At 47.7% G+C, this 24,038-nt stretch carries 4 protein-coding genes; all 4 read right to left on the bottom strand.

Features of this window, described 5'->3' with window-relative positions; translation table 11 throughout:
• Positions 1 to 288 precede the first annotated feature (288 nt).
• Positions 289 to 6,540, bottom strand: coding sequence for a hypothetical protein (locus ACOJUO_RS25250; protein WP_422138560.1), 6,252 nt, complete (start codon positions 6,538 to 6,540; stop codon positions 289 to 291).
• Between the two features lie 78 nt (positions 6,541 to 6,618).
• Positions 6,619 to 13,461, bottom strand: coding sequence for a hypothetical protein (locus ACOJUO_RS25245; protein ID WP_422138559.1), 6,843 nt, complete (start codon positions 13,459 to 13,461; stop codon positions 6,619 to 6,621).
• 293 nt (positions 13,462 to 13,754) lie between these two features.
• On the bottom strand, positions 13,755 to 20,570 hold the full coding sequence (locus ACOJUO_RS25240; protein ID WP_422138558.1) for a hypothetical protein: 6,816 nt from the start codon (positions 20,568 to 20,570) through the stop codon (positions 13,755 to 13,757).
• An 88-nt stretch (positions 20,571 to 20,658) separates the two neighbouring features.
• Positions 20,659 to 24,021, bottom strand: coding sequence for a hypothetical protein (locus ACOJUO_RS25235; protein WP_422138557.1), 3,363 nt, complete (start codon positions 24,019 to 24,021; stop codon positions 20,659 to 20,661).
• Positions 24,022 to 24,038 lie beyond the last annotated feature (17 nt).

Genomic DNA, 24,038 nt, shown 5'->3' with positions numbered 1-24,038 from the left:
TGAGGGGGCGTTTCTCTCATTACCCTGTCGCCATTCGCAGAAGGCTCCAAGAGTGTAGAAGCAAGGAATACTTTCTGCATGGATGAACGACCATTCAGGCACATTTTCCCTGAAGTATTTCTCTCAGCCATTGGCAAACAGTTTTATAGTTAGGGAACTTCAGATAATTTTCGTGCCGGGTCCAGCCAGCCATTGAGTGAGTATTTTTTTTTACTGTGAAAAGTGCATATCAGGCGAGGAAGCCACTGTTCTGTTACTTGTGCCCATGGCTGTCAATTGTCCATGGCTTCAATTGTCCATGGCTGCTGGTGGAAAGCCTGATTGAGGGGCGTTTCTCTTATCATGATTGTGAAATTTTTGATCATCGCTCTTTTGCGATTCGAAAAAGGCTCCGAGAGTGTAGAAGTAAGGAATACTTTCTGCATGAGAAAACGACCATTTAGGTACATTTTCCCGGAAGTATTTCTCCCAGCCATTCTCAAACAGTTTCACGGTGCGATCACGGCGTTCACGGAACTGCAGATAATTTTCGTGCCGCGTCCAGCCATACATGATGTTGTTGGCTTTAACACGGCTTGCATATTCTTCATCGGTTTCACTGAAGCCCTGAGGCGAAGCAATAGCGGTACGCTGCAAATACTCATTGTACGTTTCACCCAGGCCGCACCAGCGATTAATTTTGTCAAGACTACGTCCAAGAGGTCCACCCAGCCATTGAGTGAGCATCTTGTTGTCGTTCATAAAAAAGTCGAAAGTGAGGCTTGACGCCAATACGAATCCGAAGGTTTGTGCATAGGTGATTCCGGATAAAAGTCTATGAACGTATGCTCCGAAAGTGGCTACCGGACCCAGCACCAGACCAGCTGTGGCCGAGGCCAGAGTCTTTATTTTTTGAGGTGTCGCCCGGTGCAGCAGAGGTACCTGAACCCCTTGCCTGGAACCCATGGATTTTACTATTTCGGGCACCAGACGGGTAATACTGCGATACATATGCGGGTTAGCATGGTCTTGTCTGGTAAACAGTATAGCGCCGGTTGCCTGCAGTATGAGTGAGGATTCGGTCCTGCCAAAGGGCATGGCCAGCCCAAGCATTTCAGAGACTTGTTCAACTCCGCCGTGATAGACATATTGGCCGGTTCGGTCAAGATCAATACCATAGTGTTCCAACCAGTGCTGAAAAGGTATGATCATTCTGTGCATGTAGTCCCCCCTGTTGGTGAGATCCAGAATGTAGATGCACAGAGTTTTTAACAGGGACACTTCGACAGCATCCCAGGTCTTGGTCGATGCCAGCAGTGGTTTGTAGCTGATGTAGTACCAGGTGACAGCCTGTACCAGAGAGGCTGAAGGTTTGACCCAGTAATCCTTTAGCTGAAGCTCAACTGCGGTGGCCTGAGACTTCATCAATCTGTCATGGATAACCTTGATCGGTTCTGATTCCAATATTCCGGCAGCATTGGCGTAAGGTGTCAGGGTATCCTGAATATTGGCCAGAAATGCTGCTGTCCTGCGGCCATTGTCAAAGGCAATATCATCCAGCACGTAGTTGGCGATAACAGCTGTTGCGTACTCCTTCATACCGGCAACAGACTCTTTCATACCTGTCGACCCGGTTGCAGTCACGGTCACGGGAATAAAGGCGCTGTGCATAAACTCTTCAGCGCCTTTTTCGGACAGCGTCCTGACAGCCCTCCAGAAGTGGTGCGTGTCGACGCCGTGTTTGTGGCTCATATAGTAACCAAGTTCGCCTTGTGCCGGATAACCGGGGGCACCTCCCTTGACGGGCTTTATAATTCTGATGATCTTTATGTAGTTCTCAAGTTCAACCTTGCTAATTAAACCTTCACGGAGCAAAGTCATAATCTTGTTACCACTGGCAGAATGGCTGGCGAAGTATTCCGGGAAGCTTTTCAGGTCCCCCGGTTCATGCTCTACGAAGTGAATGGCCGCTTTGCCCATGTCGCTAATGACATCGTCGTATTGTTGGGCCCCTGTTTTTTTCTGATGGATGGCCCAAGACGACAGAGATTCGACATGTTCGATGGCACTCTGAGGTCGAAATGAAATAGGCTTGAGAGTTGATTTCGGGAAGGTCTTCAGGCTCTTTAAAGCTTCCACAATCCGACCGGCTTGTGCAAACGTAATTTTGTCTCCGACCATTCCCTGCATGCGAATCGCTGCAAAATCATCGTCAAAATTGAAAGTCGAAAGCATCACTGTCAACTTACCGCTTTCTCTTGCCGCTTCTTCCAGGCCAATTGCGGCTTCCAGAGCCTGTTTTTTGAGAGGGTGCTGCTGCGTGAATTTACGGATAGTGTCCAAAACTTTTACCTGTTTCGGCGTGTACTGGAAGGGACCAGAGTCACTGTCGACAGCTTGCTCTGCAGCCTTAAGGACTCCTTTTATTCTCTCAATGTCTGCTTTCCTTAATTCAATCTTGCCTTGCAGATCAGCCTGTTCCTGAATCAGGTGTCGGACAGTGCCACCATAACCATCATTTCCTCCATACTCTACCTTTCTGTTTCTCAGGGCATTAAGCCTTTGTTCAAGGGTGTCAGCAGGGGCTGGTTCAAGACCCACGTCTTTTTCAGTGGTTTCAAGAACCGCTTTATGAAAATCCGTCAGAGCGGTTTCTGCTTTTGATACCGCATCACTGGATTGCTCAAGGGCTAAATTCAGCCAGGCCATTTCGTTTTCCCGTTCGGCTTTAGCCTGCTCATCGAAGTCTCCTGGATCGATAACCTCGCATTTTTTACGCTCCAGATACTCTTGTGCATTCTTTGCATCGGCCACTTTCATACTTTTCCTGTCGTGTTCACGCAGGAAGTCTGTGAGCTGAGTGTACCTTTTCCTGTTATAAAGCAGTTGACCCAAGGCTTCATCGTCTTCGTTCTGACCATGAGAATCTGCATAGGATGCGGTGGCAATCAAATAATCAGATGCTTCCTCTAAACCGGGGTCACCTGTTGTCTGGATGTCCAGACCTGATTTGATTCTCAGTTCCCCAAGGATTTCATCTCGTTTTTCTGCACTGCATTCCTGCAGGAAATGCCTGATGTCTTTTAGTCGCTCTTTAGTGGTTTGCTCGTCACTTGCAGCCAGACCCAACTCGATCTGAACTTCTTTCATTCTCTGGTTGAGAGCCAGGTTTTCTGTATCCGGGATATGTTGGAGATCAGCAAGGTTCCCCGCAAATACCAGGTTTTTGCCACGAAGCTTATTCAGTTTGTGATGAAAAGCTGCCAGATCATTTTCAGCTCCTTTAATTTCTCGTTTGGCCAAGGCGACATCACGATCAAGGACGAATCGGGGCTTGGGTCCCAGGCGAGCCATTTGTCTGTCAAGCTCATTCTCGATGGCTGCGATACGCTCATTAACCTCAGGCTGACCCGCTTTGAACACTTCTTTATCCCGATGTTGAGGTGAGATATTTAGCGCGTCTTCCAAAGCGATAAGCTGATTTGCCTGTCGTTTTCTGGCTCGCTGATCCGATTCGTTGATCAATAAGTTGAGACAGTCACGAATATCGGAGAGTAAGGCATCCACTGGCACCGGATCACCCTCCAGATCTGGCCTGTCAGTTGCCATCCGGAGAAGCTGGTCTATGTCAGCCAATTGGTCATTTGAGACATCACCGCCATCAAGTTTTGTACGAACCCTTGCCAGTTTTGCTTCTGTGCTATCACTTTCACTGACTCTGTGACCGATGCCGAGTTTGTCTTCCAGGAGTTGCAATATGATCCAGGCCCCTGACTCTTCCCGCTGTCTGGCCTCAGTGATGTATCGACGTATGTCTTCAGAAATGATCTGACGATTGTAATATATATCTTCCCTTTCATTGATGTGACTCTGCTGCAGAATTCTTTCTGCGGCACGGAGTGTCTCAAGGACTTCAGGCGTGGCTTTGGACTGGCCTGGTGTGATGATGTCTTTCAGTTGCTCTTCCAGTGCTGCATTCCTGAGAAGCGTGGAATGCATTGTTGACCTCAGAGCATTGAGTTCTTCTGTCGTGATGACTTCATTCAGCTCACTCTGGTCTTGGCCAGGGGGCGCTGCCAGAGCAGATTTTTCGGGCCTGGTGTAAGAATTCTCTGAGTCCTGTTGTTTATTGATTGTTTGAGTACTGTGATGCAGGCGTTCTGGTTGGACATTCATTGTCTTGATTTTTTCGAGCAGGCATTCTTGTTGAGTCTCAATATCTGCATCGCTATCAAAATCCTGAATGTCTAAACGTGCGGCAATGGTTGCGAAGCGGGTTTTGATTTCAGCTGCTTTTGCAGTATCTGTTCTGGTGCAATGTTGCTGAAGATGTTGAAACACCTCCGATCCCTGCTGCCGAATGCGCTGCTGAATGGCCCAGTGACGGGCTTCAAGGTCAGCGTCGTTATCCGGGCTCAGACCGAGCTGACCTTCAATGGTAGCCAGTCTGCGCCGGGTTCTCTCATTGGCCAGTGTTGCCTGATGTTGCATATGCTGTTGAATAGACTGAAAGCGGGCATCCAGATTGTTTTCATCGACCGGGGTGATACTGAGCTCGCTTTCAATGGCTGCCAGTTTTGCTTTTACAGTTTCTTTATCAGGCTGTCCACTTGCAGTAAATGTTGCGGCTTTGGCCTGATTGTTTTCATGGATTTTATTTTTGATGAGTCTGGTTTGTTCTTCGGGTGGCTGAGTATCATCCCAGTCAGCCATGCCAAGCTCTATTGCCAGTTCTGTGTTGCGAGCCCTTATGGTTTTTGCTGCAACGTCAAGCACCTCTTGTTTCAGGTATGGAATTCGATCGACTTCCTGCTGAAGCATCTGATTCTGATTTTTCAGATCTTTCAGTTTGGTACAATGCAGTTCAATATTATCCTCAAGTCTCTGTTCGAGCTCCTCTACTCTGAGCTTTATCTCATTATGTTCAATGGCAATAGCCCTTCTTTCAACGGCTTCCGACATTGCGTGAAGTGATTTTTTGTTTTGCTCGTTGAGTTCGGCCGTTTTTGCCAGCTGCTCTTTCAGCGTGTCCAGCTCGGCGAGTTGGGCCTCTTTTGCCCGCCGCTCTTCCGGCGTGTTTTCTAACTCAAGATGCTGACGGGCCATATTACCCATCACTTTTTTAACAAATGTTGTATCTTCTCCAATAGCAAATTGCTGCATCAGTTTGTTGACAAAGTCTGTACCTTTTTGAACGTTGTGAAGAAAATGTCGACTCGTCAGAAGATCCTTGAATGCGGGTTTGAAACTGAAGCGTTTTTCGAGTTGAAACAACATCCAGCCCGGCGCAATAGCCGATGACGCAGCACCGACATGTCCTACTTTGAGTTCAAATTCATCGGTTCCGTATGAAGTAGCAATGGTTAATGCCTGCTGAACAGATTCATAGTACGCAAGCAATACCATTTTATCCTCTTCAAGTTCAGCATCGTGCTGTATAGCTAAATCAGCAGCAAACTTCTCCAGCAGCTCCATCTGCCTGCTTCGAATGACGTATTGGTAGCTTTTGACCTTACCTTTTTTAAACTGTGCAATGTGGTCATTATCATTAAGGTCGAATCCATCCAAGGGGGCATAGAGGCTTTCCACAAAAGTGAGATCGGTCGGATTCTGCTTCTGACCACGGAAAACAATAACCTTTCCCGTAGCCTCAGTCAGTTCCAGTTTTGGATAACCCCAAGGCACAGGATAAGCCTGAGTGTCATCCTCGACAGTGACAACATAGCCAAGAGGCTGATTGTAGTAGAAGAGCTTATCCAGAGCTCGCTGTTGTAAATCTTCTCCGAGAAGATAAACCTGGGTATAGGCAGAGGTGGCTGCTGCGAAAAGCGCCTCATCATTGACAAAGAGCGATTCACCCAAACGCTCCGGTTCAGGAGGCTGATCGCCTGCAGCGATAAGACGCATAAAAGTGCGCCCGTTCACTTCAATCTCACCTACTGTAAGGGCGGCAAGGGTGACATAGTGATCAGCTTCGCCAAGATTTCCCGCTCTTTCATGCGCGCCTTTCAGCACCCCGGCCAGTTGCTCGGGACTGGCGACTTTTGTTAACGGTTCCAATGGTCGGATACCACCTGGTTGAGTGCGAACAGCCTCAATTGAATCCTGACGGGTCATTCCATCTCTGACTTCAATGACCAGTTTGCTGTCTTCAAGGTTATGGGTGAACCTGAATATCCCCTCATTACCCACCTTCAGGATTTTGGTGTACTTCTGAGCAACGTCATTGTCGTCTGTTTCAAACTGATCAACAGTTGAAACGCCACCCTGGATGTCAGAAAGAACGTCTGTGAAGCCTTCGGAAGGAACGTCATAGCCTGCTCTGACTTGAGTCTGATCAGGGTAAGTGGTGGTAAAGGATTTGGCTATTGGCTGCTGGTCATGATCCAAAGTTGGCTTAACCATGACCTCACTCTGGATAAACTCCACATGTTTATTGCCCTGAATATCGACAGATTTTATCTGTAGCCTGCGATCAGCGAGTGCCTCTGTTCCAATAACAGAAGAACTGATTGCAATGGCCACTGCAAGGCTTAATGCATTGGGGCCGACATTTGTCATTCTGCTGCCTCAGAGTAGGGTGCTTTTATTGCTGTGAAAAATATTGCTGTGAAAAATGATTGGACGGACAAGCAGCTTTTAATCAAGACTGTATGCCGCCGAGGTTGCAGGTAAAAAGCCTGATTGAGGGGCATTTCTCTTATCATGATTGTGAAACTTCTGATCATCGCCCTTTTGCGATTGGTAAAAGGCGCCAAGAGTATAGGAGTAAGGGATACTTTCTGCATGGGAAAACGACCATTTAGGTACATTTTCCCGGAAGTATTTCTCCCAGCCATTCTCAAATAGTCTCATGGTGCGATCACGGCGTTCACGGAACTGCAGGTAATTTTCGTGTCGAGTCCAGCCATACATCGTGTTGTTGGCTTTAACACGGCTTGCATATTCTTCATCGGTCTCACTGAAGCCCTGAGGCGAAGCAACAGCGGTGCGTTGCAAATACTCATCGTCTGTTTCACCCAGGCCCCACCAGCGATCAATCCTGTCAAGACTTCGCCCCAGAGGTCCACCCAGCCAATGAGTGAGCATCTTGTTGTCGTTCATGAAGAAATCAAAAGCGAGACTCGACGCCAGAGCGAATCCAAAGGTTTGAGCATAGGTGAACCCAGATAGAAGTCCGTGGGCGTATGATCCGACTGTGGCTACCGGACCTAATACGACACCGGCTGCGGCAGAGGCAAGCGTTTTCACTTTTTGTGGGGTCACCCTGTGCAGCAGCGGTACCTGAACCCCCTGTCCGGAACCCATGGATTTCACTATTTCGGGTACCAGACGGGAAATGCTGCGATACATCCGGGGGTTGGCATGGTGCTGTCTGGCAAACAACATGGAGCCGGTTCTGAGCAGAATGACTGAAGAAGCAGCCTTACCCAGCGGCATTGCAAGCCCGCCCAGTTCAGAGAGTTTTTCAAGTTCAGTGTGCCGGAAATATTGGCCAGTTCGGTCAAGATCAACACGGTAGCGCTCCATCCAGTGCTGGAAAGGTGTCAGCATCCTGTGCGTGTAATCACCCCTGTTGGTCAGGTCCAGGAGATAGAGGAAAGACATGTTTGTGAGCGATAGTACTGCAGCCTGCCAGGCGTCAGCCAACACCAGTAGAGGTTTGTAGCTGGAGTAGTACCAGGTGACAGCCTGTACCAGAAAGGCTGAAGGCTTAACCCAGTAATCCTTTAGCTGGCGCTCAACCGCTGCAGCATGAGCCTGCATCAATGTGTCATGAATAGCCTTGATCAGTTCTGATTCCGATAGTCCGGCAGCATTGGCGTAAGGTGTCAGGGTATCCTGAGTATTGGCCAGAAATGCTGCTGTCCTGCGGCCATTTTCAAAGGCAATATCGTCAAGCACGTAGTTGGCGATGACAGCCGCTGCATAATCTTTCATACCGGCAACAGACTCCTTCATACCTGCCGGGCTAGGGGCAGTCACGGTCACAGGAATAAAGGCACTCTGCATAAACTCCTCAGCACCCTTGTCGGACAGCATCCTGACAACCTTGCAGAAGTGAAGAATGTCGGCACCGTGTCTGCAGGCAATAAAGTGTCCAAATTCACCCTCTACCTCATAACCATCGACACCTCTGACGGCCTTCATAAAGTTCTCAAGTTCAACCTTGCTGATCAAACCTTCACGGAGCAAAGTGATGAGCTTGTTACCACTGGCAGAATGGCTGGCGAAGTATTCCGGGAAGCTTTTCTGGTCCCCTGGTTCATGCGCTACGTAATGAATGGCTGCTGAGCCCATGCCAAAGATTTCATCGTCGTATAGCTGTGTGCCTTTTTTCAACTCCATTCTGGCACTGTCCATCAGACGCTGGACTTCTTCCAGGGCACTTAGAGGCTGATCTTCCAGTGGGGTTGCCGGGGATTGAGTCTTCAGACTCCTGAAGATTTCCACAATCCGTCCGGCCTGATCAAACGTCAGGTCGTCTCCGACCATAGCCCGCAAGCGAATCGGTGCAAATTCACCGTCAAAATTAAAAGTCGCAAGGTAGGGTACTAACTTACCATTCCTTTCTGCAGACTCTGCCAAACCCATTGCGGCTTCCAGAGCCTGCTTCTTGAGAGAGTGCTGCTGCATGAACAGGAGCATAGCTTTGCGGGCTTTTTCCTGCTTCAGTGTAAACTGAGAGGGGCCACCCTCATTCTGGACGGCGTTTTCTGCAGTCTTAAGAGTTTCCTTCATTCTTTCAATGTTTACTTTCCCGGCTTCAATCTTGGCTTCCAGACGAGCCTGTTCCTGAATCAGTTGCTGGATCTTGCCACCAGTACCATCAATCCCGCCCAGTTCTATCTGTTTGTTCATCAGGGCAATAAGCCGTTGTGCTCTGGTGTCAGAAGCACCTGGCTTGAGGCCCAGGGCTTTTTCAGTGACCTCAAGAGCCTCTTCATTCTCCGACAGAATTTTTTTCGCTCTTGAAAAAAATTCACTTTTCTTCCTCGGGGTGGGATTCAGCTGCTCTATTTCGTTCTTATTTCTGGTTTCAGCCTTCTCATCAATGCTTCCAAAATCGGTAGTCTTCTGCTTTTCAGGATCCGGATTCTCTTGTGCAGAATTCACTCCAATCAGTTCAGAGGCCAGACCGATAATTTTCCTGTCGTAATCACGCAGGAATTGCGTGATCAGAGAGTACTTTTTCCTGGTTAAAGGCAGTTCCCCCAATGCCTCATCGACGGTATTGATTTCGTCAGGCGTATGAGAACTTGTGGAGACTTTAATGAGATAACCAGATGCTTTCAGTGATCCGAAGTCATCTTTTATCTGGATGTTCAGATCTTTTGCGGCAGCTTCCAGTGTATCAATGGCCTGATCTTGTAATTTGGCATCGATCATCTCAATTAAACGTGTTAGGTAGTCTAAACGTTCTTCGAGGTTTTTCTTATTATCTGTATACAGAACCAATTTGCTCTGAGTTCGTTTCGTTACCTGATTGAGAGCCCTGCCGTCCTCATTCGAGACAGGCTGGACATCATCGTGAATCTCAGACAACCATGGTTTGCGATGAGGAGTCAGAGTCGCCAGTTTACGATGATCATCTGTCAGTTCACTTTCAGCTTCATTTATTGCTCGCCTGACGGTGGCCAGTTCACGATCAAGAACGTATCGGGGTTTAGGTCCCAGGCCTGCCATTAGCCTGTCAAGCTCATCATCAATGGCGGCGATACGCTCATCGACATCAGGCTCAGCCGTTTTTTTAACTTCGACATCCAGCTGGTACAGTTTTTGCTCAATCAGACTGTTCTGTTCGTCGATGCCGGCATCGTCCTTATAGTCTTCAACGTTGAGTTGACGAGCCATTGCATTATTTCTGTCTCTTCTGACACTTTCATCTTCATAGACTTCGTTTACTTCATCCAATAATGCGTAAATTCTGGCTTTCAGAACATCCTTCTGGTCAGACAGGTTGGTATCTTTTTCTAATTCCACCTCCAGATCCCTGGCCAGTCTAAAAACCAATACCTCGTCTCTTTCTTTGGCAAAAGCGTTTTCATCCGGTTTGATGTTCAACTTTTCCTCTATTGCTTTAAGCCATTTTGTCTGTTGATCTCTGGCTCGCTCCTCCCAACTCTCGACTTTATAGTCAAGACGCACTCGAAGCCAATCGAGTTTCATAGCCTTCTCATCCAGTAGTGTTCTGACTTCTACTCCGAGGGCATTATGTATCTGATCCAGCAGGTCTTCTGAAACATCTTCGCCGTCAAGTTTTAAGCGCACGTTGCAAAGCCTTGCTGCTTTGTCATCATCTTCATTGACTTTGATGTTGAGTATTTCCTCCATTGTTTCCAGTATTTCCAGAGCCTCTTCCTCTGCCCGCTGGGCAGCTTCTTTGATGTATGTCTGCATGTCATCAGCAATAGCCTGACGACGGTGGTAGACATCGTCCTCTTCATTGAGGTCTTTCATCTTCAGAGCTTTTTCTACAGCACCCAGTTTCCGGAGGACTTCCGGTTTGGCTCTGGGGTGCCCCGGAGTTCTGATGTCTTTCAGTTTTTCTTGCAAATCTGCAAACTCGATAACCTTGCTATAGGCTGCATCTATCAGGGCGCTTCGATCCTCTAATGTGCGCTCTTCATTCATCTCTACACCGAGAATGTTCGCCAGAGCATTTTCCCTGACCTTGAGGGAAGCTTCTTTCATCCCGTCCTGAACATTGATTGCCTCAAGTTTCTTAAGCCTGTGTTTTTGATGAACATTGATGGTCTGTAGTTTCATAAGCAGACGATCCTGCTGCGCAAAAATTTCGGCATTGCCGTCAAAATCCTCAATGTTTAGTTGCGCAGCAATGGTTAAATAGCGGGCTTTGACTGCAGTCAGTTCTTCAGTATATGTTCCGGTGCTCTGAAGAAGTTCCTTATCGACCTGAGCCAGCTTCAGCTTCTGCTTCAATTGTTTTTGAATGGTCTGGCAACGGACTTCCGGCTCATTGTCGTTATTCGGGATCAGTCCGAGCTGATCTTCAATGGTAGCCAGTCTGTTGTCGATTGCCTTATCAGTGAGTTCTAACTTTTCTTGCAGGTGCTCTTGAATAAAATGGTAGCGGGCATCCAGATCGTTTTCACTGGCTGGATTAATCTCAAGCTCGTTTTCAATGGCTGCCAGTTTTGCTTTTACAGCGTCTCCCCGAGGCTGTTCTGTCGGGGCATCTGTTGTCGCAACAGGTCGGCTGATTTCATTAATTTTCTGTCTGATGAGTCTGGCTTGCTCTTCTGGTGGTTCAGTATTATCCCAGTTCTCAATACCAAGCTCTTTTGCCATTTGAGTGTTGTAATCTTCTCTTTCTGTCAGTATTGAGTCACGAAATTCTTTTTGCAGCGCTGGAATTCGACTGACTTCTTCCTGAAGATCCTTTAACCATAATCGGTTTTCCAGTTGTTGATGCTGAAAAACTTGATGACCTGCCTGAGCTACCCGTTGCTCAAGTTGCTGATTAATGGCCTGATGACGAGCTTCCAGATCATCCTGGTTATCCGGATCCAGACCCAGCAGATCCTCAATAGCCGCGAGTTTTGTTTTAACTGTCTTTTCCTTAGACTTTTCTGTTACGGCAGCTGTTGAGGCAACTGCTCTGATGATTTCATCAATCCTCTCTATGATGAGTCTCTCTTGCTCATTGTCGGGCTGGGTATCATCCCAGTCATCAATGCCAAGTTCTGCTGCCAGTTGAGAGTTGCGAAATTTTGTGGCTTTCGCTCTGGCGACACGAACTTGTTGTTCCAGCTCCGGGATTTGATCGGCTTCCTGGCGAAGTTTATCGACCCATTTTTTCACGTGTTTCCAATCTTGAAAAAGCCATTCCAGCTGCTCGTCAATTAGCCTCTTGAGTTCTTGTGCTCTCTGCTTTTTCGCTACGCTGATATTGGCTATTTCACTTAAATACTGTAAGAAGTTTTTAAGCTCGCCGAGTTTGCCTGCTTTTAAACTCAGCCCCTCCAGCTTGTCTTCCATCTCAAGCAGCTGTCTGGTCATGTCGCCAAAGACTCGGGTAGCAAACCTGGCGTCGTCTCCAAAAGTATCGGCAGACAATTCCGTTGCAACGGGTATAACTTTCTGAACTTGTTGAACAAATTGCTCGCTGGTCAGAAGATCTCTCAGTAACGGTTTGAAGTTGAAGTGCTTTTCGAGTTGCACCTGTATCCAGATTGGCGTCATGACCGAGGAAGCGACTTTGATATGTGCTGGTGTGAATTCAAATTCATCTGCATTATCGGGATTAGCACTGGTCAATGCCTGCTGAAGCGCTTCATAGCGTGCAAGCATCAACAGTTTATTTTCTTTAAATTCAACACCGAAATAGGCAGCCAGATCCGTAGCAAACTCCTCAAGCATTGCCATCTGCCTGCTTCGGATGATGTACTGATAGCTTTTGAGCCTGTCTTTTTTAACCTTTACCCTGACTGCTGGAGCGGGGGTATCAGCGATATCTTCCTCTCTCAGGTTTAAGAGGCCTTGTACAAAAGCAATATCGGTCGGATTCTGCTTCTGACCCCGGAAAACAATAATCTCCCCCGGAGTCTGTGTCACTTCCAGTCTTGGATGACCATCAGGCACATAATAAGCCTCTGTTTCATCCTCAGCGTGTACAACATATCCGACAGGTTTCTGGTATGCCAAAAGTTCATTCAGAGCTTCCTGTTGTAAAATCTCTCCCAGAACATAAACCTGGGTATAGGCTGAGGTGGCTGCGGCTAAAAGAACCTCATCATTGATATAGAGCGATTTATCCAGCCGCTGCAGTTCAGGAGGCTGATCGCCTGAAGCGACGAGACGCATGAAGGTGCGCCGGTTCACTTCAACGTCGTCTACTTTAATGGAGGCAAGAACAGTGTACTTATCCGCTGCGCCAAGGCTTCCTGCTCTTTCACTGGCGGCTTTCAATACTCCGGCCAGTTGTTCGGGGTCGGCAATTTTTGTCAGAGGTTCTAAACGTTCGGTGTCGGCCAATTGAGCGCGAACGGCCCTGATTGAATTCCGGGATGTCATCCTGTCTCTGACTTCAATGATCAGTTCCTTTTCTGCAAGGTTATGGGTAAACCTGAAGATCCCCTCATTACCAACCTTCAGAACTTTGGTGTATTTCTGAGCAACGTCATTGTCACCTGTTTCAAACTGATCAACACTGGAAACACCACCCTCGATGCCAGAAAGAACGTCCGTGAAACCTTCAGAAGGAACGTTATAGCCTGCTCTGGCCTGAGTCTGATCAGGGTAGGTAGTTGTGAAGGATTTGGGTATGGGTTGCTGGTCATCACCTAAAGTTGGCTGAATCCTGACCTCGCTGTGGGTAAACTCTACATGTTTATTGTCGGAAATATCGACAGATTTTGTCTGCAGCCTGCGATCGGCCAGTGCCTGGGTAGCAATAATGAAAGAGCTGATTGCAACGGCCACTGCAAGGCTCAGCGCATTGGGGCGAGCATTTGTCATTCTACCACCTCAGAGCTAAGTATTTTCAGTACTGTGAAAATCGATTGCCACAAATTGCCACAACCAATGAGGAAGCGGCTTTTAATCGCTTGTTTGATTGGCTTCAGACTTTGCTGGCTCAGAAGTCGGGCTCAGAAGGAAAGGTGACACTTGACGTTAGCGTCTTAGCGGTCATTGCAGGTCGTTGCCTGTTGCCTGATTAATTCAACAGGACTTTTCCGCTTATGCGACTTTTCCTGCTTGCCCCACTTGTCATCAGTTTCGAGCTCGCCTGAGGTGGTCGATATAAAGCTTTATTGAGATGCGTTTCTCTTACCATGAACAGGCGCCTTCTTGTCATCGCCCTGTTGCCAATTGTAGAAGGTGCCCAGAGTGTAGGAGTAAGGAATACTTTCTGCATGGGAAAACGACCATTTAGGCACATTTTCCCTGAAGTATTTCTCCCAGCCATTCTCAAACAGTTTCATGGTGCGATCACGGCGTTCACGAAACTGCAGATAATTTTCATGTCGAGTCCAGCCGAACATCGTGTTGTTTGCTTTAACACGGTTTGCGTATTCTTCATCGGTTTCAGTGAAGCGTTGAGGAGAGGCAACAGCCGTACGTTGCAAATATTCATCGTGCGTTTCACCCACGCCCCGCCAGCGATTAATCTTGTCGAGACCTCGGCCCAAGGGTCCACCCAGCCATTGAGTGAGCATCTTGTTGTCGTTCATAAAGAAGTCGAAAGTGAGACTCGACGCCAGTGCAATTCCTAACGCTTGAACGTAGGTAATTCCGAATATAAGACCATGAGCGTATGCTCCAACAGTGGAAACCGGGCCCAGAACCAGACCGGCTGTGGCGGAGGCCAGCGTTTTCACTGTTTGTGGTGTTACCCTGTGCAGCAGGGGTACCTGAACCCCCTGTCCGGAACCTATGGATTTCACTATTTCGGGCACCAGACGGGAAATACTGCGATACATATGCGGGTTGGCATGGCACTGTCTGGTGAACAACCTGGAGCCGATTGTCAACAGTATGACTGAAGAAGCAGTCCTGCCATACGGCATGTACAGCCCGCCGAGCACTTCAGAGACTTTTTCAACTCCGCCGTGGTAGGCATATTGGCCGGTTCGGTCAAGATCAATACCGTAGTGTTCCAACCAGTGCTGAAAAGGTATGATCATTCTGTGCGTGTAATCACCCCTGTTAGTGAGATCCAGAATGTAGAGATCCACCGTGCTTAACAAGGACGCTTTGGCAGCTTTCCAGGCCCCAGTCACTGCCAGTAGTGGTTTGTAGCTGGTGTAGTACCAGGTGACAGCTTGTACCAGAGAGGCTGAAGGTTTGACCCAGTAATCCATTAGCTGGTACTCAACCGCAGCGGCGTGAGCCTGCATCAATACGCTATGGATAATCTTTATCAGGTCTGACTCAAACAGGTCAGCAGCATTGACGTAAGGTGTCAGGGTATCCTGAATATTGGCCAGATAGGCTGCCGTCCTGCGGCCATTTTCAAAGGCAATATCATCAAGTATGTAGTTGGCGACGACAGCGGTGGCATACTCTTTCATGCCGGCAACAGACTCTTTCATCGCTACCGGACCAGTTGCGATCGTGGGCACAGGTGTAAAGGCACTTTTCATAAATTCCTCAACACCCTTGTCGGACAGCATCCGGACAACCATTTTAAACTGATGCACATGGACGCCTTGTCTACAGCCAATGAAGTGTTCAAATTCGTTCCCTGTCAGATAACCATCAATACTTCTGCTGATCTTCATATAGTTCTCAAGTTCAACCTTGCTGATCAGACCCTCCCGTAGCAGAGCTATGATCTTGTTACCACTGACCGAATGGCTGGCGAAGTATTCCGAGAAGCCTTTCAAATTCTCTGTTTCGTACCCGAAGTGTTGAATGCCTGTTGAGCCTATGCGTTTAATGACATCGTCGTAATGTTGAGCCCCTGTTTCCATCTCATTCCTGGCTCTGAAAACCAGATACTCGAGTTCTTCCAGCGCATCCACAGGCTGATTTTCCAGAGGCTTGTAAAGGCTTACCGGGAAGTCCCTCTGCAAAATCCTGAAGACTTCCACAATCTGACTGGCCTGCTCAAACGTCAGTCTGTCTCCGACCAATGCCTGTAAGCGAATGGGTGCAAATTCATCGTCAAAATGGAAAGTTGTAAGGAAAGGTGTTCCGTACTCTATTGCTGCTTCTGTCAGGCCAAATGCAGCCTCCAGGGCTTGTTTTTTGAGAGGGTGCTGCTGCATGAATTCGAGGATAGCGTCCAAAACTTTTACTTGTCTCGGCGTGTGTTGGAAGGGAGCGCGATAATTATCGACGGCTTCCTGAGCAGTCTTCAGGTTTTCCGTCATTTTCTTAATGTCTGCTTTCCAGGCTTCTCTCTCAAATGTCAGACGGGCCTTTTCCTGAATCAGTTGCTGAATCTTGCAGCCATGACCATCATTACCACCCAGTTCTACCCTTTTGATTCTAAGGGCATTAACCCTTTTTCTGATGTCACTGGTGCCTGGTTTGAGACCCACGGCTTCTTCAGTGGTTTTAATATCCGCTTCATGAGCCTCCAGAACTTCCAAAGCTTTTGCTGCAGCGTCACTTTTCTTCTTCAGGACTGCATTCAGCGGTTCAATTTCGTTCTCAGTCTCCTCTCTACTATGATCCGGATTCTTCAACGCAATACTCTTTTGAAATTCTGCTAATGCCGCGTCCATACTTTCTCGGTCATGCTTATCCAGGAATTCCCTGACCTGAGGTTTGTTTCTCAGGGCATTAACCCGTTTTCTGTTCTCAGTAAAGTCTGGTTCAGGACCCTGGGCATCTTCAGTGGCTTTAATCTCTGCCTCATGAGCCTCCGGGGTTTTCAATGTTTCTGGTTCAGTGTCACTTTTTTGTTCCGGGGCTGTCTTCGGCAGTGCCATTTTGTTTTCAAGTCCGGTTTTAGCCTTTTGATCTGCGTCTCCGAAACGGTTAATCCCCTCCTTTTTAAGATCCAGATTCTCTTGTGCACTAATTTTTTGCAACAATGCAAATGCTGCGTCCTTAGCTTTTCTGTCATGCTCATGGAGGAATTCTTTGGCCTGAGAATATTTTTTCCTGGTTAAAGGCAGTTCACCCAATGCTTCATCGGCTGCATTGATTTCGTCCCAATCATGAGCCTCTGCAGAGGCGGAAATGGCAATAATGTAGTCAGCTTTTAGCGGTGATCCCGGGCCGCCTTTTATCCGGATGTTCAGAGCTTTTGCGACAGCTCCCAGTTGCTCAACGATTTCATCTCGTCTATCTGCACCTTGCTCCCCCATGAAATGTCTGATGTCGTCTACTCGTTCTTCAGGGGTTTGCTCATCACCCACAGGCAGACCCAGTTCGGTCTGAATATGTTTCATTGCCTGATTGAAAGCTCTGTCGTCTTCATCCGAGATGGGTTCAACGTCATCACGACTCACAAAAACGACTTGTTTGTGACCAATAGCATTCAGTTTGCGATTAACATCTGCCAGTTCACTTTCAGCTTCTTCCAGTCCTCGTCTGGCTTTAGCCAGACAACGATCAAGCACGAATCGGGGCTTGGAACCCTGAGGAGCCATTCGCCTGTCAAGCTCATCTTCAATGGCGGCGATACGTTCATCAATATCAGGCTGGCCCGCTACAATGACGTCTTTGTCCAGCTGTTGGAGTTTTGCATCAATCAGACTGTTTTGGTCGGCTATAGTGGCATCATCCTGATAGTCTTCAATGTTAAGTCGATGAGCAATTCTGTTGTTATAGACTCTCTTGATAGATTCATCATTTTTATCTTTAACGGCTGTGTTTACTTTATTCCGTACTACCTTAATTCTGCGTCTCAGATCATACTGATGGTCAGACAGGCTGGCACCTGCAGCAAACTTTACCTCTAGAATACTGGCCAGTTTAGTTGTCAAAGTTCTGCCTCTTTCTTTAGCGGCAGGGTTTTCATAAGGATCGATATTTAGCTCATCCTCCACAGTGGCAAGATATTCTGCCTGTTTTTCTCTGGCTCGTTGCTGCGATTCTTCGACTTTAAAGGTAAGACGCTCACGAAACCTGCCGAGTCTGATATCCCTCTCTGCCGGATCCTCCTGAGCAGTGCTGTCAGCTTCCCAAAACAGGATCTTGTCCATCTCGTCCAGCTCATAGGGCGTGATATCACCACCATCATCAAGCCTTGTACGAAGCCTTTGAAGTCTTACTGCTTTGTCATCTCCTTCATTGATTTTGATGTTGAATAAACTTTCCAGGTTTTCCAGTACGATCAGGGCTTCTTCCTCTGAATGCTTTCTGGCTTCTCTGATGTATTTCTTGATGTCTTCAGAAATGACCATGCTATGGAAATACAAATCTTTTTCTTCACCGAGGCGCTTCTGCAAAGCCATTTTTAAAGCTCCCAGCTCTCTGATGACTTCAGGCCTGGCTTTGGAGGGGGGCGGTCTCCTGGTGTCGTCCAGTTGTTCTTTAGAATTTGTAGGACTGTAGGAACGGCCATGTATTCCTTCTATCAGCGTGTCGCGTTGTTCTATTGTGCTTTCTTCATCCATTGGAACGGGTAAATCTTTTGCCACAGCATCTTGCTTGACTTTGACGTCATCTTCTTGCGAACTGTATTTGGTATCGGGTTTTCGAATACTCCAAAGCAGCTTTTCCAGATATTCGTCGATTGCAGCATTCATTGACTGAAATCTGTTAAACAGTTGATCTTGTTCAACATTCATTTCATCAAGACGCTTTAATGCAGCATTCAGTGACTTAAATCTGTGAAACAGCCGCTTTTGTTGAGAGTCAATGTCTGCATTGCTATCAAAATCCTTAATGTTTAAATGTCTGGCAGTGGCTGCATTGAAGGCTTTGATTTCAGCTTCTTTTTTAGCATCTGTTCTGGCGCCCTGTTGCGGAAAAGAATGTTCCTGGTCGAGCGGAACTGTCGACTGCTTGAGGCACTGCTCAATGGCCTGATAAATGGCATATTGACGGCCTATCAGGTCATCATTGTTTTTCGGAGCCAGACCCAGCACTCTTTCAACGATACCCATTTTCTCAAGGAGCACCTCATGGTTCTGTTCTGCGTATTTATGAAATTGTCTTTGAATGAACTCAAAGTGGGCAGCCGGATCCTTTTCAGTGACCAGAAAAATACCAAGCCGTAATTCCAGGGCCGCCAGTATTTCTTTGGGAGAATCTCCCACAGGCGGATCCATTGAGTCCGTCAGCCTGAAGACTTCATCAATTTTTTTTCTGATCAGTCTGACTTGTTCTTTGAGTGGCTTGCTATCATCCCAGTCATCAATACCAAGATCGTCTGCCAGTTCAGCGTTGAATGCTTTTCTGGCATTTGCTCTGACAGCTGCGATATCTGCTCTGGTATCATGTACGCGTTGTTCCAGCTTTGGAATTCCTCTGACTTCCTGCTGAAGTTTCTGTGACTGGTTTTGCAGCCCTCTCATCAGGTTACGAACCTGTACAAACTCATCCTCAACTTGTTTCCTGCGTTGAAGTAGTCTGACTTTACTCTTTACATCATCAGAGACTCTGTTCCTTATGAGCATTAACTCTTTTTCAAGCTGAGTGAGTCTGACTTCTTTTACCTGCTGCTGCTCTTCCAGCTCGCTTTCTATCTTATTCAGCTGTCTGGCCATGTCGTCTGTGACTTTGAAAGCAAACTTTCTGTTGTCCTCAAAGACATCGGCCTGCGCTTCGTTGATACGGCTTATAATGGTTGTTACTTCCTGAATATTCTGAATAAAGAGCTGACTGGTCAGAAAATTTTTAATGGCGGGTTTGAAACTGAAGTGTTTTACGAGTTGACTGTGCATCCAGGTTGGCGTGGCCATTGACGAAGCCAATCTGATGTGTCCTGATGTGAATTCAAAGTTATCTGTTTTTTCCGGAGTAGCACTGCTTAATGCCTGCTGGAGAGATTCATAGTATGCAAGCGTAATCAGTTTTGCTCTGCCAGGCTCACTATTGAGCTGAACAGCTATCTCCTCCAGCAATGCCATTTGCCTGCTTCGAATGACGTACTGGTAACTTTTGACCTTATCTTTTTCTACCTGAGCTGTTGCCGGAGGAATGCTGTTGTCAGTGATGTCTTTTTGAAGGAGGTTATAGAGGCTTTCCACAAAAGCGATGTCAGTCGGATTCTGCTTCTGACTATGGAAAACAATAGCTTCCCCCGGAGCCTGTTTCACTTCCAGCTTTGGATAACCAGCGGGCACAGGATAAGCCTGTGAGTCATCCTCAATGTATACAACGTAGCCGATGGGTTTATGGTAGGACAACAGATCATTCAGGGCTTCCTGTTGTAAATCCTTCCCCAGAAGATGAACCTGGGTATAGGCAGATGTGGCGGCTGCGAAAAGAGCTTCATCATTGACAAAGAGCGATTGACCCAGGCGTTGCAGATCCGGGGGCTGATCGTCGGTTGCGATAAGACGCATGAAGGTACGCCCGTCAACTTTAACTTCGTCTACTTCAATAGTGGCAAGGGCAACGTAATTATCAACTTCGCCAAGGTTTCCTATACTTCCACTGACGCCTTTCAGTACTGCGGTTAGTAGTTCGGGGCTGGCAACTTTTGTTAAGGGTTCTAATGGTTGGGTGTCGCCTGATTGAGTTAAAATAGCTTCAATTAAATTCTGATCGGTCATTTCGTTTCTGACTTCAATGACCAGTTCCTTTTTGGCAAGGTTATGGGTAAACCTGAAGACCCCCTCATTACCTACCTTGAGGACTTTGGTGTATTTGCGGGCAACGTCATTCTCGTCTGTTTCAAACAGATCAACACTGGAAACACCTCCCTCGATGCCAGAAAGAACGTCCGTGAAGCCTTGAGAAGGAACCTCGTAGCCTGCTCTGGTTTGAGTCAGATAAGTGTAGGTGGTTGTGAAGGATTTGGGTATGGGTTGTCGGTCATCACCTAAGGTTGGCTGAACCATGACCTCGCTCTGGGTATACTCTACGTGTACACTGTCCAGAATATCGACAGACTTTATTAGCAGCCTGCGATCACCCAGTGCCTGGCTGGCAATGATGGAAGAGCTGATTGCAACGGCCACAGCCAGGCTTAATACATTGAGGCGAGCACTTGTCATTCTACTACCTCAGAGCTAAGTATTTTTAGCACTGTGAAAAGTGACTGGCACAACAGGTGGGGAAGCGGCTGCTAATCCCTTATGGCTGTCAATCGCTTATTTTCTGTTCATCGCCCTGTTGCAAATTGTAGAAGGCACCCAGAGTGTAGGAGTAAGGAATACTTTCTGCATGGGAAAACGACCATTTAGGCACATTTTTCTTGAAGTAATTCTCCCAGCCATTCTCAAACAGTTTCATGGTACGATCACGACGTTCACGGAACTGCAGGTAATTTTCGTGTCGAGTCCAGCCATGCATCATGTCATTTTCTTTAACACGGTTTGCGTACTCTTCATCGTTTTCACTGAAACCTTGAGGTGAGGCAATAGCCGTACGTTTCAAATATTCAGCGTCCGTTTCACCCACGCCCCGCCAGCGGTTAATCTTGTCGAGACCTCGGCCCAGAGGTCCACCCAGCCATTGAGTAAGCATCCTGTTGTCGTTCATGAAGAAGTCAAAAGTGAGACTCGACGCCAGAGCAAAGCCGAATGCCTGAGCATAGGTGAACCAGGAGACAAGACCATGAGCGTATGCTCCGACAGTGGCTACCGGACCCAGCACCAGACCGGCAGTAGCCGAGGCCAGAGTTTTCACTTTTTGTGGTGTCAGACTGTGCAGCAGCGGTACCTGAACCCCTTGTCCGGAACCCATGGATTTCATTATTTCCGGTACCAGACGGGAAATGCTGCGATACCTGTGCGGGCTGGCGTTGTATTGTCTGGCAAACAGCATGGAGCCGGTTTTCAGCAGAATGACTGAGGAAGCCGCCTTGCCCAATGGCATGGCCAGCCGCCCGGCCGCTTCAGAGAATTTTTCAATTCCGCTGTGGTAGGCATATTGCCCGGTTCGATCAGGATCAACACCGTAAAGTTCCAACCAGTGCTGAAAAGGTGTGAGCATTCTGTGGGCGTAATCACCCCTGTTGGTCAGATCCAGAAGATAGAGTAACAACATGTTTGAGAAGGACAGCTCGGCAGCCTGCCATACGTCATGGGTCACCAATAGTGGCTTGTGGCTGGAGTAGTACCAGGTCACAGCCTGTACCAGAAAGGCTGAAGGTTTGAGCCAGTAATCATTGAGCTGTTGCTCGACCGCTGTGGCATGAGCCTGTAACAATGTGCCATGAATGGCTTTGATCAGTTCTGATTCAGATATTCCGGCAGCATGGGCGTAAGGTGTCAGGGTATCCTGAACATTGGCCAGAAATGCTGCCGTCCTGCGGCTGTTTTCAAAGGCAATATCATCAAGCACGTAGTTGGTGATGACAGCAGCGGCATACTCTTTCATGCCGACAACCGACTCTTTCATAGCGGCCGGGCCAGTTGCAGTCACGGACGCTGGTGTAAAGGCACTCAGCATGAATTTCTCAGCACCCTGGTCGGACAGCATCCGGACAGCGGCTTTGAAGTGAGGCACATTGACGCCGTGTCTGTAGCCAAGGAAATGTTCAAATTCGTCCACTGTCTGATAACCATCGACATCTCTGACGACCTTTATGTAGTTCTCAAGTTCAGCCTTGCTGATCAGACCTTCATGTAGCAAAGTGATTATCTTGTTGCCACTGGCAGAATGGCTAGCGAAGTATTCCGGGAAGCTTTTCAGATCCTCCGGTTCAGGATCTTCGCTGTGAATACCTGCTAAGCCTATACCGTGAATTTCGTTGTCGTATTCTTGTGCCCCATTTCCTGTCTCATCCCATGCCCGGTGCGCCAGAGAGTTGACTTCTTTGATGGCATTCCGGGGTTGCTCGAGAGTGGGGGCTGGGAAGCTTGTCGTCTTCAGTCTCTTGAAAATTTCTACAATCCGGCTGGCCTGTTTAAACGTCAGTTTGTCTCCGACCCCTGCCTGCAAGCGAATCGGTGCAAACTCATCGTCAAAATCGAAAGTGACAAGGCCAGGTAATGCCTTACCGCTTTCTTTTGCTGCTTTTCTCAGGCCAATAGCGGCTTCCAGAGCCTGTTTTATGAGAGGGTGCTGCTGTGTGAGTTTGTGAATGTCCTTCAGAACTTTTGCCTGTTCCAGCGTGAACTGGAAGGGACCGCCGTCACTTTCGATGGCTTTCTCTGTCGCCATCAGGACTCCTTTCATTCTCTCAATATCTGCTTTCCTGGTTTCAATCTCGTCCTCCAGACGGGCCTGTTCCCGCTCTGGGAGGGTTTGCACTTTACCAGACAGATTCAACTCGCTCTGAAGTGCCTTAATGCTTCGTATACTGTCATTGTCGTCATTATTGTTACTAAGCCTGTTTAGTCTGCAATGAACATCTGCCAGCTCGCTTTCGGCTTTTGCTATCATTCGTCTGGCTCTGCCTGCATCACTGTCAAGAATGTATCGGGGTTTAGGTCCCAGACGAGCCACTTGCCTGTCAAGCTCTTCATCAATGGCTGCCAGACGCTCATTAACGTCAGGCTGACCGGCTTTGAAAACTTCTTCATCCAGCTGTTGGAGCTTTGCTCTAATTAAACGGTTCTGGTCGTCGATGCTGGCATCATCCTCATAATCTATAACCTTGAGTTGATGTGCAATGTTATTGTTCCAGGCTCTCCTGGCATCTTCATCTTCATGGACTTCAAGCAGTTCATCCCGTAATTCCTGAATTCTGCCTCCCAGAGCATACTGCCGGTCAGTCAGTTGTGCATCGTCTTCAAATCCTATATTCAGATCACTGGCCAGTTTGTCTGTTAAACTTTTGCCTCTCCCTCTGGCAGCAGGGTTTTCATAAGGGGCGATATTTAACTGGTCCTCCAGAACGATAAGATGACCTGCCTGTCGTATTCTGGCCCGCTGATCCGGTTCTTCAACAATATACCTGAGGCGATGACGAATGCTGTTGAGCTTGATTTTTATCTCTTCTGGATTCCCCTCCAGATCTCTCCAGCCTGGCCCGCCAGCTTCCCAGAGTATCCTGCGCATTTCATCCAGCTCAAAATTTGCAACATGACGGGCATCAAGTCTTGCAAGAAGCCTTTCCAGTCTTGCAGCTTTGTTCTCACCTGCATTGACTTTGATGTTGAGTAATATTTCCAGGCCGTGCAGTGCGTTCAGGGCCTCTTCCTCTGACCGCTTTCTGGCTTCTCTGATGCGTAGATCCATTTTTTTAGAAAGGGACTGACGAAGGTCATAGATATTCTCCTTTTCTCTGCAATGGAAATAACTCTTTCCCTCCAGACCTGTTAACGTGGCAAGAAGTCTCCCCAATACTTCAGGCATGACTTTGGGATGGCCTGGTGTTTTGATGTCTTCCAGTTCTGTTTCCAGCTCTGAAAGCTCGAAGAGCTTGTCATTTACCATTGATTCCAGGCTGGCACGGTCCTCCAGAAAGGGGTCTTCACCCGGACTGATCCCAAGGAGCCTGACCGAGAATAGCGCAACCAGACCAACAGAAGTTTTCCCAAATCTTAAAATGAGCAAAAAATATCCAATTATTA

The organism is Endozoicomonas sp. ALC020 (assembly GCF_049275935.1).
GTDB lineage: Bacteria > Pseudomonadota > Gammaproteobacteria > Pseudomonadales > Endozoicomonadaceae > Endozoicomonas_A.
Note: the sequence above shows the minus strand (reverse complement) of the source record. Positions and strands in the feature narration are given on the sequence as shown.